Origin of the sequence: Methylomonas sp. LL1 (assembly GCF_015711015.1) — a bacterium.
In the GTDB taxonomy this organism is placed as follows: domain Bacteria; phylum Pseudomonadota; class Gammaproteobacteria; order Methylococcales; family Methylomonadaceae; genus Methylomonas.
The window spans coordinates 2,579,361-2,593,795 of the sequence record NZ_CP064653.1; the positions used below are offsets into that span (position 1 = coordinate 2,579,361).

Consider the following 14,435-nt stretch of genomic DNA (forward strand, 5'->3'; position numbering starts at 1 on the left):
ACACTGTCTCAACGTTTCGCCATTGGCGACCCTTACGGTTCTAGATCGTCGGAGTGGGTAATCATGTGGAAAACAACTGCGAGTGATGTTTACGTGGTAACTCGAACACTCGGAGAAACCTTTAAGGCCAGTATTCACGAAAGTGGAAGATGCCACGTTCGAGGACCAGACCCTAAACATTGGCGTTCTCCCGGAATTCCAACTCGATTCTTAGATACTTGGTCAATCGACCCCAACGCTCACTACACTTTTCCTTTCAGCATCATCATTCCAGAACCGGAGTTGCGAACTGGAGAGTGGGCTCGGCACCGCGACAAAGGAACTGTATGGATAACTGCAAACCCAGAACATGATGTGGCTACACTAAACCGGACACACTTTTTAAAATAACCTGAAAAAGCGTGAATCCAAAATGAGCCAAGAAAAACCCAATACCTATACAGCCGAATTCAGAGCCTCAGCCGTCAAGTTGGCGAATGAATCCGATAAACCGATCAGCCAGGTAGCCCAGGATCTTGGCATTAACGTCAATACCTTGCATACCTGGATAGGAAAATACAGTCGCCCCAAAGACAGCAATAAAGCGGTCCGTACCGATGAACATCTGTACGATGAACTCAAGCGCCTTAAGAAGGAAGTGGCCCGATTGACCGAGGAGCGCGATTTACTAAAAAAGGCAGCGGCGTACTTCGCCAAGGAACAAAGATGAAGTACGCCTGGATCAAGCAGCATGCAGAGGACTTTGCGGTAGATACCCTGTGCCGGTTCATGAGGGTATCCCGAAGCGCCTACTACGACTGGCTGAAGCAAGGCCCCTCTGCGGGCGAACAAGACGATGCCGCCCTATCCGAGATGATCCAAAGCACCTTTGGCAAAAGCCGGGCAACCTACGGTACGCGCCGTCTCAAAGCCGCCTTATCCGCTCAGAACCGAACCGTCAGCCGCCGCCGTATCGGTCGTTTGATGCGGGAAGCGGGGTTGGCCTGTAAAACCAAGCGCAAATTCAAAGCCACGACGAATTCGAAGCATCATCAACCGGTTGCGTCCAATCACCTGGATCGGCAATTTGCCGTGGAAAAGCCCAATCAAGTCTATGCCGGCGACATCACCTATATCCATACGCAGGAGGGCTGGCTGTATCTGGCCGTGGTGATTGATCTCTATTCCCGGCAAGTCGTGGGCTGGTCTATGGCCGAACATATGCGGACCAAACTGGTGAACGATGCGCTACTGATGGCGGTTTGGAAGCGCAAGCCCGAGAAAGGCTTGCTATGGCATACCGATCGCGGCAGCCAATATGCATCGGACAGCCATCGAGCCTTATTAACGCAACACGGCATCCGGCAAAGCATGAGTCGTAAGGGAAACTGCTGGGATAATGCCGTCTCGGAAAGTTTCTTTCATACCCTGAAAACCGAGTTGATACATCACCAGACCTATCGAACCCGATCCGAGGCCAGGCAGGCCGTATTCGAATATATCGAAGTGTTTTATAACCGCGAGCGACTTCATTCCGCCAATGGCTACCTGTCGCCCGTTGACTACGAAGTGCAGCTTAAAGCTGCTTAGCTGTGTGTCCGGAAAAGTGTTGACACATCATCTGGAGGCATTTTCAAAAGGCGAGGATAAGTGGAAATCACTTAAATTCGCAGCGTCACAGTCTTATCCTGGATTTGAACAAGTTACTGAAATTTGGGCGAATCAGCGTGTAAATGCCGTATCAGACAAACTCACTCCGAGCCAACAAGCCTACTACAAAGCGGCAATGTTTGAGGCGTTTGCTGGTTTTGATGTTCGTGGTGCAAATAGTGGAATACTTGACAAGCTCAAACAGAGATTGATTATTGAAGACGGTGACAAAGTTGGTGGCGATATCGCGAAATTGCTGATTCAGGCTGCGGGGCAAAATAGGATGGACTTGGTTAACCAAGTTGGTAACTACAATCGGTCAATGGGGCGGATAAATTATTAGGTATTAACGCGATGGGCTCAGCAATTGTAGTGCTCCAACGATTAAGCCACGAAGAACTAAAATTAAAAAAAATATCCCGATGTATCCAATCATATCGTCACGGAGATACATGGTTGTTATGGATAACATGACGATCAGGAGCCAATAGTACTTACTATCATGGGAAAATTTTACAGCTAAGAATTCGATACCCTGAAAAAGAATTTCGGCCAACAAGGCTGCACCGAATAGAGCTACACCAAAAAATGCGATGAGACTTAGTTGTCCTGACATGCTGATCTGGTCACTGATCAGCCAAAGTAAAGAGAATCCAAGGGCAATTATGAACAGTTTATTCAGAATTGCCGTTGTCAATCTAGGGCTTTGAAAGCGCGATAGCAGCTTCTGAAATCCCCCCGGAAACCGCGCAAACGTCGCACCACAAAATGGGCAAATCGATTTTGTTGGTTGTCCGTAATAGGTAATGACGCGCGGCACCATGATCCGGTGGCATTCAGGACAATCCACCGTTGCATGATGGCCATTAAACATCGAGTGATTTGACCGGGTTTGAATCGACTGGCTGGGTCGTTTGAACCGATCTGAGAGTGATGACTGTGTCGGCATAGTGTTCTCCATGCTTAAAACGTTTTGATAATCCTACCGCGAATGAACTAACACTCCAAGTCGGTTTTAAATCAAAGCCATTTTCATAAGGCAAAGAAAATTAGCCTGAATATCGATTCGATTATTCGCCGACACTCGCCAGAATTTTGTTGATTACCGTAGCCGAAATTCGAAAATCCGAACGGTGCAGGACTTCAAAAGCGGCTCGAGCAGACGAAATCAAACCTTGTTTTTTGGCCTGTCCGATGACGGCGGCAGTACCGACGACCTGGAGTTGATATTCTTTGGCCACAGCCCGGCCGGCACGTTCGTCCATGATCAGCAAATAGTTTTGGGGTGACGATAGCGCGATGTTGATGCAATCCGTTTCACCAGCGTCCAGATCAATGTCTAAACAAGGTGTGATGGATTCATGCCATACCGTTAGCCAACCCGAATCGAATGCGTGAGCTAGGGCTTGTTCACCCGGTGCCGATTTGCCTGGTAACACTTCTTGTTTAACCGATTCGGGCACGAAAACCTGGCCAAATAACTGGGGCAGCCAGATTAAACCCTCCACCAACGCCAGTCCGATCAATGGACTGGCATCGACAATTACTTTTTTGGTCATCCGCGATCAGGCTTGGTTGAGCCACTGGTCCAGAGTGTCCAAATCATCCTTGACTTCATCAGTCGTTTGATCGATGACGGAAATACCCAGGCGCGAGACGTGCGCAATAAAGTTTGCCAACGGCATATCGGCCAGTTTAGCGGAGCGGGCAAGGGACAGGTTACCGTCCTTGAAAAGTGCCGTTGCCAAGGCTTTACGCACGCCCGGCATTCCAATGATTTTGGCGGCTTTGAGGCCGACCATCACCGCGTCCGGTTCGTTTCGATTCATAACCAGGACCATATCCTCGTGAGCCATGCGCAACGCTTCGCTGGGGTTGTTCTTTAGACCGCTGACATTGACCGTTTTCATAGTCTGATTACATAGGAAGATTGGGTAGGTGGATTATAATCCTCTAAATGAAAATTGCTGCATAAAATTGTCTCCCTGGACAATGAATCGACACCCATGCGGCCACAACAACTTTACTCCGAGGATCAACTACTAGGTGTTGATTATGGTTTTAGAGATTTGGTTTAACACGCACATCTGACAGACCTGCTGGTATTTGCAACTGATGTGTCAACACTTTTCCGGACACACAGCTAAGCAGCTTTAAGCTGCACTTCGTAGTCAACGGGCGACAGGTAGCCATTGGCGGAATGAAGTCGCTCGCGGTTATAAAACACTTCGATATATTCGAATACGGCCTGCCTGGCCTCGGATCGGGTTCGATAGGTCTGGTGATGTATCAACTCGGTTTTCAGGGTATGAAAGAAACTTTCCGAGACGGCATTATCCCAGCAGTTTCCCTTACGACTCATGCTTTGCCGGATGCCGTGTTGCGTTAATAAGGCTCGATGGCTGTCCGATGCATATTGGCTGCCGCGATCGGTATGCCATAGCAAGCCTTTCTCGGGCTTGCGCTTCCAAACCGCCATCAGTAGCGCATCGTTCACCAGTTTGGTCCGCATATGTTCGGCCATAGACCAGCCCACGACTTGCCGGGAATAGAGATCAATCACCACGGCCAGATACAGCCAGCCCTCCTGCGTATGGATATAGGTGATGTCGCCGGCATAGACTTGATTGGGCTTTTCCACGGCAAATTGCCGATCCAGGTGATTGGACGCAACCGGTTGATGATGCTTCGAATTCGTCGTGGCTTTGAATTTGCGCTTGGTTTTACAGGCCAACCCCGCTTCCCGCATCAAACGACCGATACGGCGGCGGCTGACGGTTCGGTTCTGAGCGGATAAGGCGGCTTTGAGACGGCGCGTACCGTAGGTTGCCCGGCTTTTGCCAAAGGTGCTTTGGATCATCTCGGATAGGGCGGCATCGTCTTGTTCGCCCGCAGAGGGGCCTTGCTTCAGCCAGTCGTAGTAGGCGCTTCGGGATACCCTCATGAACCGGCACAGGGTATCTACCGCAAAGTCCTCTGCATGCTGCTTGATCCAGGCGTACTTCATCTTTGTTCCTTGGCGAAGTACGCCGCTGCCTTTTTTAGTAAATCGCGCTCCTCGGTCAATCGGGCCACTTCCTTCTTAAGGCGCTTGAGTTCATCGTACAGATGTTCATCGGTACGGACCGCTTTATTGCTGTCTTTGGGGCGACTGTATTTTCCTATCCAGGTATGCAAGGTATTGACGTTAATGCCAAGATCCTGGGCTACCTGGCTGATCGGTTTATCGGATTCATTCGCCAACTTGACGGCTGAGGCTCTGAATTCGGCTGTATAGGTATTGGGTTTTTCTTGGCTCATTTTGGATTCACGCTTTTTCAGGTTATTTTAAAAAGTGTGTCCGGTTTAGTGTAGCCACATCACCTTTTCCTTTATCCACGCAAATTTGATGTAAGCCTTTGACTACAATCTACCAAATTTTCGATTTTGTCGTCACCGTGTCGTAAAGCAAGATTGGGGAGGAATACAAAAGTAGAACAGTGCATAGAGATTGCGTTCCAGCGAAACTACGTCGACAACCCGAACCACCCGCTGATCCGGTCGGTTGAACAGAGGCAAGCTTTATACGCCATTTTGCATGCCTAAATTTCACAAACACTCAGATAAGGCATTGACTGCCATACAATTGTTTTTCTGTGGATAAAGCAGGGAAGCAAGCGATAAGTTAGCCCCTAGCAATAACTCACGTTCTGGCTTGCCAAATGCGTACCCTTGCCCAAAGTCGACGCCTATTTCTATCAGTTTGCGTGCAATTCCGGGTGACTCGACAAACTCAGCGATAGTTTTTTTGCCGAGTTTGGCAACAATATCTACCATCGATCTCACTAAAATCTGATCGGTTTCATCGTTGACCAGATTCCGAATGAATTGCCCGTCGATTTTCACGTAGTCAACCGGAAAAGTTCTTAGATAGTTAAAGGAACAAAAGCCAGCGCCAAAATCATCCAGGGCAAACTTGCAGCCTAAGCTTCGTATTTTCTGAATCATCTCTCGGGTTTTTTCAAAGTTATCGACAGCTGAGGTTTCAGTGATTTCAAAAGTTAATCGACTGGCATCTACCCAGGTTAACTCTAACTTGTCTTGGATTAACTGTAATAAATCGGTATTTTGAAAAGCGGCGCAGGATAAATTGATCGCCAGTGATATATGTGCTTTATGCGAAGGTAAAGTTGCCAAAAAATTTATTGCATTTTCAACCACCCACAGATCAATTACATGAATCAAACCCATGCGTTCGGCAACAGGGATGAAAATACTAGGCGGGATCATCTTTTCGTCCTCGTCTCGCATTCTCAACAGCACTTCATAATGCGAGATATTGCCGTTATTGAGCTGGACTACAGGTTGGAACACTAAAAACAGATTATTTTCTCGCAAAGCTTTGCGGATGAGGGGCACCCAAGTGATATCGTGGCGACGTTCCTTGATAACGAGTTCTTCACTGTCGTAGAAGCGTACTTTATCTCGGCCGCAACGTTTAGCGAGATTACACGCTTGGCGTGCATGTAATATCATTTCCCCAGGGTGTGGCGTAGCACTATTGCTGTCTAGGGTTGCAATGCCAATTGAGATTGTAATGTTGTAGCAAACATCCCCTTTAAAAAACCTGAAGTTATCGACAGCAGTTTTAATGCTTTCAGCAAGTATTTGTGCTTGTTTTGGTTTGATGTTATCCAAGAAAAGACAGAATTCATCGGAGCCAAGACGAGAAAATAAATTAGTCGTCGGAGCCAGTTTTCGTACTAAAACAGTGAGTTCAACCAATAGCTGGTCGCCTACTTCAAAGCCTTCAAGTTCATTAATCAGACTGAAGCGATCAATATCGATAAATAGCAATGCACCTTCCTTTTGCAATTTGTTACTAAGGTTCAGTGTTATCTTGAGCTGACGTTCAAAACTGCTGCGGTTGTACAATCCAGTGAGTTCGTCATGATTGACCAGAAATTTAAGTTTGGCATCATTAACGGTTTTTGACGCCAACTCGGTGATGAGTTGCTCCTCTTGTTTATATCGAATTAAACGCTCCTGCTTGAGTCTAATTAAAAAGTTTAGGACCAGCATCAATTCTTGAACATTGATAGGGGAAGCTATTTTATGCGCCAAGTAAGTATTCTGTTTGGAAAGCTTTTGACTGTTACTGCAAACTAACTCGCTGCCAGCCGCAGTGTTGCCGTGAATCACAAAAGGTATCACGGAGGAATCGGTGGCCCCTGAAAGGCTCTGCCACATATCCTCTAATTGGCACTGCGGAAGCTCTGCGTTGATTATAATCGCGCCAATTTTCTCAGGTTGGTCGTAATGAATCTTTAAAACGCCATAGAGTTGTTCACCGTTACAAACATGATGAATGTCTGAAAATCCGCTGGTCTTTAGCGTGTCGATTATTTGCTGACTTGATCTCTCAGAGTGATCAGCAACAATAATGACTTTTTCTTCGAACGAGTTCCAAGCTTTCATGTGACTTACCAATCCCTTATCGAGAGGTTTGGATAAATTGCCGATGCCAACCGCTTAAATCGTCAGGCGTAAGGGGCTTAGCAAAATGATAACCCTGTACTTCATGGCAATGGTGACTCGTGATGCATTCCAATTCATCCCCTGTTTCAACACCTTCAGCGATGATTTCTAATCCCAAACTGTCTCCCAGTGCAATAATTGCCCGCACAATTGCTTCGTTAGCGGGCGTACTTTTGATATGGCGTATGAAGGACTGATCGATCTTGATGCGATTTAATGGGAATTTGCGCAAATAGCTCAGGCTTGAATAACCGGTGCCGAAATCGTCTAACGCCAACTTGACACCCAGTGCCCGCAGGTCTATCAAGGCTTGTACTGCGAATTCAGCGTGAGTCATCACGACACTTTCCGTTAGTTCCAGCTCAAGATATTGTGGATCGACGCCACTTTCATCAATGATGCGTTTAACTTGCTCGCAAAAATCACGTTGCTTGAACTGAACGCCGGAGATATTGACAGCCATCCGAAAAGCCGGCAAACCTTGTTCAATCCAGCTCAAGTGTTGGCGGCAGGCTTCTTTGAGCACCCATTCGCCGATCGGAATAATCAAACCGGTTTCCTCAGCAATAGGGATGAAGGTAGCCGGCGAAACCGCTCCAAAATGAGGATGTTGCCAGCGTAACAACACTTCTACGCCCACGACCCGTTGTTCAGATAAGAGTATCTGAGGCTGATAAGACAGTGATAACTCACCACTATCAAGCGCCATGCGTAATTGTGTTTCCATGCTCATGCGCTCGACTTTGTCATGGTCCATTTCCGCTGTATAAAGCAAATAAGTGTTTCGCCCACGCTCTTTGGCTTCATACATTGCTGCATCAGCCTTACGGATTAGGCCATCAATGGCTTGGTCATGTTGAGGAAAAAAAGCCATACCCAAACTTGCTGTTATTTGTATTTCTCGTTCGAAAATGGGCATTGGTTGCCGAAGCTTATCGATCACATTCGATAGCACGATTTCGGCATCTGCTTCGTTTTCAATATTCTGCAAAATAATCACAAATTCGTCGCCGCCAAGCCTGGCTACGGTATCGCTTTGGCGAACACAGGAGGAGAGTCGTTCCGCGACGATTATTAATAGACGATCCCCAAAGCTGTGACCCAACGTGTCGTTGATATACTTGAAACGGTCGAGGTCAACAAAAACCAAGCCCAACATTGTGTGGTTACGCAGCGCATTATGGCAGGCCTGTTCTAGTCGATCGTTAAATAACAAACGATTCGGCAAGCCTGTTAAATGATCGTAATGAGCCAGCGTATAGAGATCACGCTGTCGGCGGTGGGTAATTTCTTCCAGTAGAGCATGGCCGGTCGCCATTCCAACATAGATACCTTTATCAACTATGATGAAGCCATTCACCATGTGCTGCATACCAGCATCGATAATAATCTGTGCAACATCATCAATACTGGCATTAATATCAACAGTAATCGGATTGGAGTCCATTATTTCGATGACACGTTTGTTACGCAGCAGATCGCGGGCAAATGGCTTGAGAAAAATTTCACTGATTTTCCTTCGATCCAGGATACCAACCGGCGACTGATTCTGATCAACCACCGCTACAGCAAGTAATTCTTCGTGGCGAATAAAATGATCCAACACATCGACGCAACGCTCTTTATTCATAACTGGTTCCACATGACGCATCAACCGTCTGACAGTTGATGTCTCGGTATCTGACAAGTCATTGAGATCGTGATGATGTCTGCGAACTTTTAAGGTAATGTTGAAAGTATTGTCGGGCAAAAACATGGTCATAAATGCATTAACAATTGAGAAATGCCGCAAAGATTCCGGCCTCCCCGGAATAGCCTAACGGGAAAGTTTTAGCAGTCGAAATGCATCTGTTTGGGTATATAGATACGAGTTATTCAACTTGCATCCTAGCCGAGCTTGGCAACTTCAGCTTGTAAGGTGGTGATAAACTGGTGGCCACTTGGGCGATGCCTAGTTGTTGCTGCAGGCGCTGAATTTCAGCATCCACAATTTGCAGGTTGGTAATTTGTGCTTTGGTGATGTCGCTGAGGCTATCGATAGAGAGGATTTTATCTTCTATGGTGAAAGTCGAAACTGTTGGGATTTCTTCGGTCATGGATTTATTCTTTGTTAAAAAACGTGGCTATTTTCATCGGATACCAGCCAAAATTTCGGCTATCGGCATTCTATCGTTAGATTGTTACGGTTTTTTTACCGCTCAATCATGATCGAACCACCGTTAGAATCTATGCTACTCCGCTTAAAATTCTAAAATCATTAGATATGATCCCCAACGCACCGACTTCGACACAAAAAATCTGTATGCTAATTTGTGTTCATTATTGGCTAAGAAAAAGTTAAATGACTTTTCAGAAGTAGCCGTCAATTGGAGATAGCGCCATGAGTAAAGCACAGAAAAGTAATAAAGAAGATAAGAAAAAACCAGCTCATAGCCCGAAAGAAAAGAAGGCTATAAAGAAAGCGAAGCACGATTCAAACGAGACTACGGGCGGATTGTTGACAGGCAAGTAACCCATCTACAGATAAATAAAGGCAGCAAGAGTATCCCGTCGGTGTCCCGCCAATACCGACTCGGGGACTCTTGAAATTATGATAGGAGGGGAAATTTCGAGGGCCACCCATTCGTAAACCCATGAAAATATAGACTTTATCTGAAAGCCGATCTCGATCTATACCGACCCGGAGACTCCCATAGTCACCCGTTCAGGCAAAAAAAAGGGCCTACATTGCTGTAAGCCCTTGATTTATTTGGCTCCCCCGGACGGGCTCGAACCGCCGACCTAGTGATTAACAGTCGCTAAAGAGCATGTTACCACGCATTTCTGTATGTTGCAGAATATTCCTAAATGCCCGATTATATTGAACTTTATAACATCATCCGTTCATGGTTGTTTCATTCTGCAACCTTATGTTGCGGAATTCAAGTGACCATAAAGTGACCACGAAATCATGTTTACTGACAAATCAATCAAAGGAATTAAGGCAAAACCATCGGCATATAGACTCTATGAAAAAGGACCCGATAAAGGCTTTGGTGTCAAAGTCACTCCAGCAGGAAGCGTGACCTTTTTTATTCAATATGCAGGCTCAGATGGTAAACAAAAGTTTACGAGTCTAGGAAGATATCCATCAGTTACCTTATCTGAGGCTAGGGATAGATGTCGTGAACTGAGGCGGGATATTGATCGAGGAATTGACCCTCAAGCCCGCATCGAGCTAAGGCATGGCAGCGTAGCCGATTTGTTTGACTACTACATCAAGCACATGGTTGATTCTGGTAAACGAACCTTCGAAAAGGTCGAGGCTGATCTCCATTACAACTGTAAAGATATTTTAGACTTACAAGCCAAAGACGTAACTCCTGCCCATATAAGGAAAATACTTTACACAATTATTTCACGAGGTTCGAATGTTCAGGCTAATCGAATTCGATCTTACTTAAGAAGGGCCTTTGAATTAGGGGTTTATCACGATAATGATCCAAAAAACCTATCAAATGATTTCACCTTTCAAATACAAACCAACCCTGTCGATGCAATTCCAAAAGACACAAGTGCCGAAGTTGCTGGAGAAAGAGCGTTATCATTTGCCGAAATCAAAATGCTTTGGAACGAAACATGCCTTCATGAGCAATTCCATCTAGCTACAAAATTATTACTCCTATATGGCTGCCGTTCTTGGGAGCTCTGTGGCGCAATGAAACATGAGTTTGATTTTGATTCCATGATTTGGAGTGCCCCGCCCGAGCGCGTGAAAAACGAACGCTGGTTGATATTGCCTATCACTCCGTTAGCTAAAAAATTACTTAATGAACTATGGCCATATTCTGGAAACTCTGACTATCTTTTTCCAAGTAGATATAATGAAGAAAAACCGATACATAAAACATCTTTGGCGCACGCTATTACTCGAATAAGCAGCATCGACACTTTTACACCGAGAGATTTAAGGAGAACAGTAAAAACTCGTATGGGAGAAATTGGCATAGAGAAAAGCATCAGAGATAGAATACAAAATCATGCTTTAAATGATGTAAGTTCAAAACATTATGATAGATATGATTACTTACAGGAGAAACGAAACGCCTTATTAAAATGGGAAAACCACCTGATCGAGTTGAATGCATATAAAAATACCTTCAGTTGATTTTTTATTGGATCAATATAATTAGACCTTAGTTATATTTTGATTCAGTTCAATCACTGAATTTTATTCCTTTTTCCTGCCATACCGAAAACTCGAGAGGACGCAGCCCAAAACGAATGGCATTTCCCGCATGCAAAGTTTTGAGTTCGTTTTGTATCAAAATAATGAATTTCTGCTTGTCTTCTGAAGACACAGAATCCGGAATGCCAGCCAAGATCGATGCTTCATCTGTCGCCAGTCCATCTCGGACAATAGCTCGTATTACTTCGGCCAGTTCGTTTCGATATCGTAATCGAACGATGTCCGGGGGCACGAGCTGCTGCTGTACGGCAACATATTGCTGACATGAACGTTCGTAAGCCCAGATGTAGACATCTCTCAACAATTCAATTCGATTCAGCTCATAGACTCCGAGGACCGCATCCACGTAAGCCTGTTGAGGCACATCAATAAAGGACAGTGGACAGAGATTGTGTTGAATCAGCGGGATGTTGGCCGCCAACCGCGAAACCCGTTTGTTGACGTCTTCGAAAGGCTGCAAGTAGGGCAAATGCACCATCAGGAAAAACGATTGTTCAAACGGATCGGCGATTTCCGCCGCCATGGTCATGACAATCCCGAACAACTCTTCAATCCGTTGCGGCATCGCAATAGGCAAATATACACTGCCCCCAATATCGACCGCCCGATTACGCAGGCGACCACAACTCATCGGGTCCGCCAACAAACCATCCGATAAAAAAGCATGTAAGGCAACAATGGTTTCGGCCGTAACGCCGGCATGCTCGGTATCCCGTACCAAATATTCAATGGCCGACTTATGATTGAGGATCATCTGGGTTTCCATGACATCCTTACCTTCAGCCGCCTGACCGAATTCAATCAAGCGTTCGGTATCCAGTCGGCTATAGGTATTGCCTTCCAAGCGGGAAGAAGCCCACGAAAGATCAATGAGCAAGCGATTCAGAATGTCTCGAGCAAAGGTGCCTGCCGGGGTTTGTTCAGCCGGCGACCGGCCCAAGGCATGTAATTGTTCGCGTAAACCGTCTGGTAAGTAATAGGTGTTGTTTGGATAATACTGCCCAAGGAAATCGGGCTGGTAGCTGACGGGAGATCGTTGAGTCCGAGGCTGACGAATAAAGAATTTGATCTCTTCGCCTTCTGACGAAATGGGAATATAGACTTCGCCAACGAATTGCTGCCTTGAATCTTCAATAACCTCGACCGAGACGACACCCTGACGAGGCTTTGCAATTTTATACTTCAGTGCTCGCCCATCGCCTTCGCAAACAATGCGCCGCTCTGCTACCAATGTGGCCAAACGGCGTTGCAAAGTACGCCCCTTGATTTCAAAATCTAGCTGTTGCGCAATGTCTTTCGCACCAATACCTTCAGGATATTGGGCAATCAACTTCTCGACTCGATCCAGCTCTTCTGATGGGACTATTTTTGGCATGATTTGATTTTTGGTGTCGCGATTGACTTTATTGTGCCATTTAATATGTCACCAAACCAAAAATCGCGCCATAAAAACATTCTTGGCGGTACACATAAACCTCAGCCACCATCTGCCCCCCAAGTCATCACATTCCTTCCGATCATAAGATCAAGTAAAAAAGCGGGGCAAAACTCAGAGGATCGGCGAAAAACAGCTAAAAGAGAGGTTTTTCGAACATATAGAATTTTTGTCAACATCGTAAACTCGCTTCAAGACCAAAACGGTGAGCTGACGATGTTCATTATTCACATAAAAAATCAAGAGTTTAACCCCCCTGGCATTTCAATCCAAATCCCTATTAAGCACCTTTGGATTGGCTTGATCGGCGGCCTTTGCATCATCAGCCAACCCATGGAATCAATGGCTGCTGATTCCATTCAAGCGAATGGCAACAGCCTACACTCCCCGGCATCTAAAGCTAAATTACAAAACACGCTGTGGGGCCGAGTAGCTCGTAGACATCGCATTGACCCCTATATTCTGTATGCCGTTGCGCTCACGGAGTCGCGAAAAAACGGTGAACAGAATCGTGTCATGCCCTGGCCCTGGGCCATCAATAACGCCGGCAACTCCTTTATTCCTAACAGTCAGCAGGAGGCAGAAGCTTTACTCAATCAAATGCTGGACCAAGGCAAACGCAATATCGACGTCGGCATCATGCAAGTGAATCTGCGATGGCATGGCCATCGCGTTGCAAAACCCGAGCTTCTCTTGATCCCGAGCACCAATCTCGAAATCGGCGCGAGTGTACTCTCAGAGGCCATCCAATCGGTACCTGGCAATCTTGCTCATGGCATAGGGCGATATTACAGTTGGAAAAACGAGCCGGCAGCTATCCAGTACGGGCAAAAAGTGATTGCCTTGGCCGATCAAATCCGTGCAATTCTTTAGCCAATAAAGGATTCCACCATGGATGAGAATCTCTACAAACTGAATCTCGACTACCTCATCGTCGCTCAATCCTTAATTTTTTCCGAAAGCGAACAGAAAGCTATGTTCTGCCTCGGCTTAACGGCAGACGCGGTTTCATTGCTCAGAAAGATGCCACTCGAACGACTGAAGAGCCTGGCACGAAGCGATTGCCTGACCTTTATTCCCCGATTCAATCCCCACAAATGGAGCGAATTCCTAAACACCCCAAAAGCCGAAGTCCCGGATGTACTCGACGCACGAGCCATCGATCTACTGATGCTTTTGTCCGCCCACCCTCCAGAGTCATGAGTAGTCATTGCGCCTTTGCTGCTCGGCTCAATGATCAGTATTGGGCCTATCAATTACTGAGACGAAAGTTGCGTACAAAATTGGCCAGCCGGGCCATCAAAACCCTACGCCCCAAAGACTTGTGTAACCTTTATTTTTCGCTGCACCGAGAAAGTCCAGTATCTGGGCTAGTTCCCAGCATTACGTCGCTACCGCAAGCGCGCGAGTCGTTTCTGTACATGGCCCTATTTGCTTCAATCTATCGAAGCGCTTGTCGGGGCGACATCAGAGCGGAAATAGACCTGAACGCCATTGTCTTTGCCTGGGATTATTTTTGTACCCTCTATCCAAACCATATTAAGGAACGTCGGCCGTTTGGCCGCATACGGCCTGCAAATTTCGATGAAGCCTGGATTATCACCGAAGCACTGAAAGACGGACTCG

12 protein-coding genes and 2 pseudogenes are annotated in these 14,435 nt (G+C 46.3%); 6 read left to right on the forward strand and 8 right to left on the reverse strand.

The window, feature by feature from the left end:
• The first annotated feature begins 412 nt into the window (after positions 1-412).
• A pseudogene (locus IVG45_RS11985) lies at positions 413-1,569 on the forward strand (IS3 family transposase).
• Positions 1,570-1,588: 19 nt separating this feature from the next.
• Positions 1,589-1,972: a hypothetical protein gene (locus IVG45_RS11990; protein ID WP_196434067.1), complete on the forward strand. Its 384-nt coding sequence runs from the start codon at positions 1,589-1,591 to the stop codon at positions 1,970-1,972.
• A 3-nt stretch (positions 1,973-1,975) separates the two neighbouring features.
• Here the strand turns inward: IVG45_RS11990 and IVG45_RS11995 are convergent, their stop codons facing one another.
• From IVG45_RS11995 to IVG45_RS12030, 7 genes and pseudogenes are all read right to left on the reverse strand, one after another.
• Entirely contained in the window at positions 1,976-2,578 is a 603-nt protein-coding gene (locus IVG45_RS11995) for a hypothetical protein (protein ID WP_196434068.1), read from the reverse strand.
• Positions 2,579-2,699: 121 nt separating this feature from the next.
• Positions 2,700-3,188, reverse strand: a complete 489-nt coding sequence (locus IVG45_RS12000; RefSeq protein WP_196434069.1) for a DUF3368 domain-containing protein — start codon at positions 3,186-3,188, stop codon at positions 2,700-2,702.
• 6 nt (positions 3,189-3,194) lie between these two features.
• Positions 3,195-3,539 carry a UPF0175 family protein gene (locus tag IVG45_RS12005; protein ID WP_026601720.1) on the reverse strand — a complete coding sequence of 115 codons (345 nt, stop codon included), beginning with the start codon at positions 3,537-3,539 and terminating at the stop codon, positions 3,195-3,197.
• A 233-nt stretch (positions 3,540-3,772) separates the two neighbouring features.
• Positions 3,773-4,929 (reverse strand): annotated as a pseudogene (locus IVG45_RS12010) (IS3 family transposase).
• 288 nt (positions 4,930-5,217) lie between these two features.
• The gene (locus IVG45_RS12020; protein WP_196434070.1) at positions 5,218-7,086 is read right to left on the reverse strand and encodes a putative bifunctional diguanylate cyclase/phosphodiesterase; all 1,869 of its coding nucleotides are present in this window, start codon (positions 7,084-7,086) and stop codon (positions 5,218-5,220) included.
• A gap of 16 nt (positions 7,087-7,102) precedes the next feature.
• Complete coding sequence (locus IVG45_RS12025; RefSeq protein ID WP_230874558.1) at positions 7,103-8,776, reverse strand: EAL domain-containing protein; 1,674 nt, start codon at positions 8,774-8,776, stop codon at positions 7,103-7,105.
• Between the two features lie 241 nt (positions 8,777-9,017).
• Positions 9,018-9,242, reverse strand: a complete 225-nt coding sequence (locus tag IVG45_RS12030) for a DUF6447 family protein (protein WP_230874559.1) — start codon at positions 9,240-9,242, stop codon at positions 9,018-9,020.
• A 284-nt stretch (positions 9,243-9,526) separates the two neighbouring features.
• Between IVG45_RS12030 and IVG45_RS22835 the strand changes: the two genes are divergently transcribed.
• Together IVG45_RS22835 and IVG45_RS12035 are read left to right on the forward strand one after the other, a co-directional pair.
• Positions 9,527-9,658, forward strand: a complete 132-nt coding sequence (locus IVG45_RS22835) for a hypothetical protein (RefSeq protein ID WP_269059619.1) — start codon at positions 9,527-9,529, stop codon at positions 9,656-9,658.
• A gap of 438 nt (positions 9,659-10,096) precedes the next feature.
• Positions 10,097-11,293: a tyrosine-type recombinase/integrase gene (locus tag IVG45_RS12035; protein WP_196434071.1), complete on the forward strand. Its 1,197-nt coding sequence runs from the start codon at positions 10,097-10,099 to the stop codon at positions 11,291-11,293.
• Between the two features lie 49 nt (positions 11,294-11,342).
• On the opposite strand, the gene IVG45_RS12040 is transcribed toward IVG45_RS12035, so the two are convergent.
• Complete coding sequence (locus IVG45_RS12040) at positions 11,343-12,749, reverse strand: Fic family protein (RefSeq protein WP_196434072.1); 1,407 nt, start codon at positions 12,747-12,749, stop codon at positions 11,343-11,345.
• A gap of 3 nt (positions 12,750-12,752) precedes the next feature.
• On the opposite strand from IVG45_RS12040, the gene IVG45_RS22670 reads away from it, so the two are divergent.
• Together IVG45_RS22670 and IVG45_RS12050 are read left to right on the forward strand one after the other, a co-directional pair.
• Positions 12,753-13,682, forward strand: a complete 930-nt coding sequence (locus IVG45_RS22670; protein WP_230874560.1) for a transglycosylase SLT domain-containing protein — start codon at positions 12,753-12,755, stop codon at positions 13,680-13,682.
• Positions 13,683-13,700: 18 nt separating this feature from the next.
• Positions 13,701-14,012 (forward strand): flagellar transcriptional regulator FlhD, encoded by a 312-nt coding sequence (locus IVG45_RS12050; protein ID WP_196434073.1) that lies wholly within the window; start codon positions 13,701-13,703, stop codon positions 14,010-14,012.
• Positions 14,013-14,435: the final 423 nt, after the last annotated feature.

Bases quoted from the DNA above. Each gene is read 5' to 3' on its own strand.
- IVG45_RS11995 (WP_196434068.1), bottom strand. From the start codon at position 2,578: ATGCCGACACAGTCATCACTCTCAGATCGGTTCAAACGACCCAGCCAG.
- IVG45_RS12030 (WP_230874559.1), bottom strand. From the start codon at position 9,242: ATGACCGAAGAAATCCCAACAGTTTCGACTTTCACCATAGAAGATAAA.
- IVG45_RS12005 (WP_026601720.1), bottom strand. From the start codon at position 3,539: ATGAAAACGGTCAATGTCAGCGGTCTAAAGAACAACCCCAGCGAAGCG.
- IVG45_RS12000 (WP_196434069.1), bottom strand. From the start codon at position 3,188: ATGACCAAAAAAGTAATTGTCGATGCCAGTCCATTGATCGGACTGGCG.
- IVG45_RS12050 (WP_196434073.1), top strand. From the start codon at position 13,701: ATGGATGAGAATCTCTACAAACTGAATCTCGACTACCTCATCGTCGCT.
- IVG45_RS12020 (WP_196434070.1), bottom strand. From the start codon at position 7,086: ATGAAAGCTTGGAACTCGTTCGAAGAAAAAGTCATTATTGTTGCTGAT.
- IVG45_RS12035 (WP_196434071.1), top strand. From the start codon at position 10,097: ATGTTTACTGACAAATCAATCAAAGGAATTAAGGCAAAACCATCGGCA.
- IVG45_RS12025 (WP_230874558.1), bottom strand. From the start codon at position 8,776: ATGAATAAAGAGCGTTGCGTCGATGTGTTGGATCATTTTATTCGCCAC.
- IVG45_RS12040 (WP_196434072.1), bottom strand. From the start codon at position 12,749: ATGCCAAAAATAGTCCCATCAGAAGAGCTGGATCGAGTCGAGAAGTTG.
- IVG45_RS22835 (WP_269059619.1), top strand. From the start codon at position 9,527: ATGAGTAAAGCACAGAAAAGTAATAAAGAAGATAAGAAAAAACCAGCT.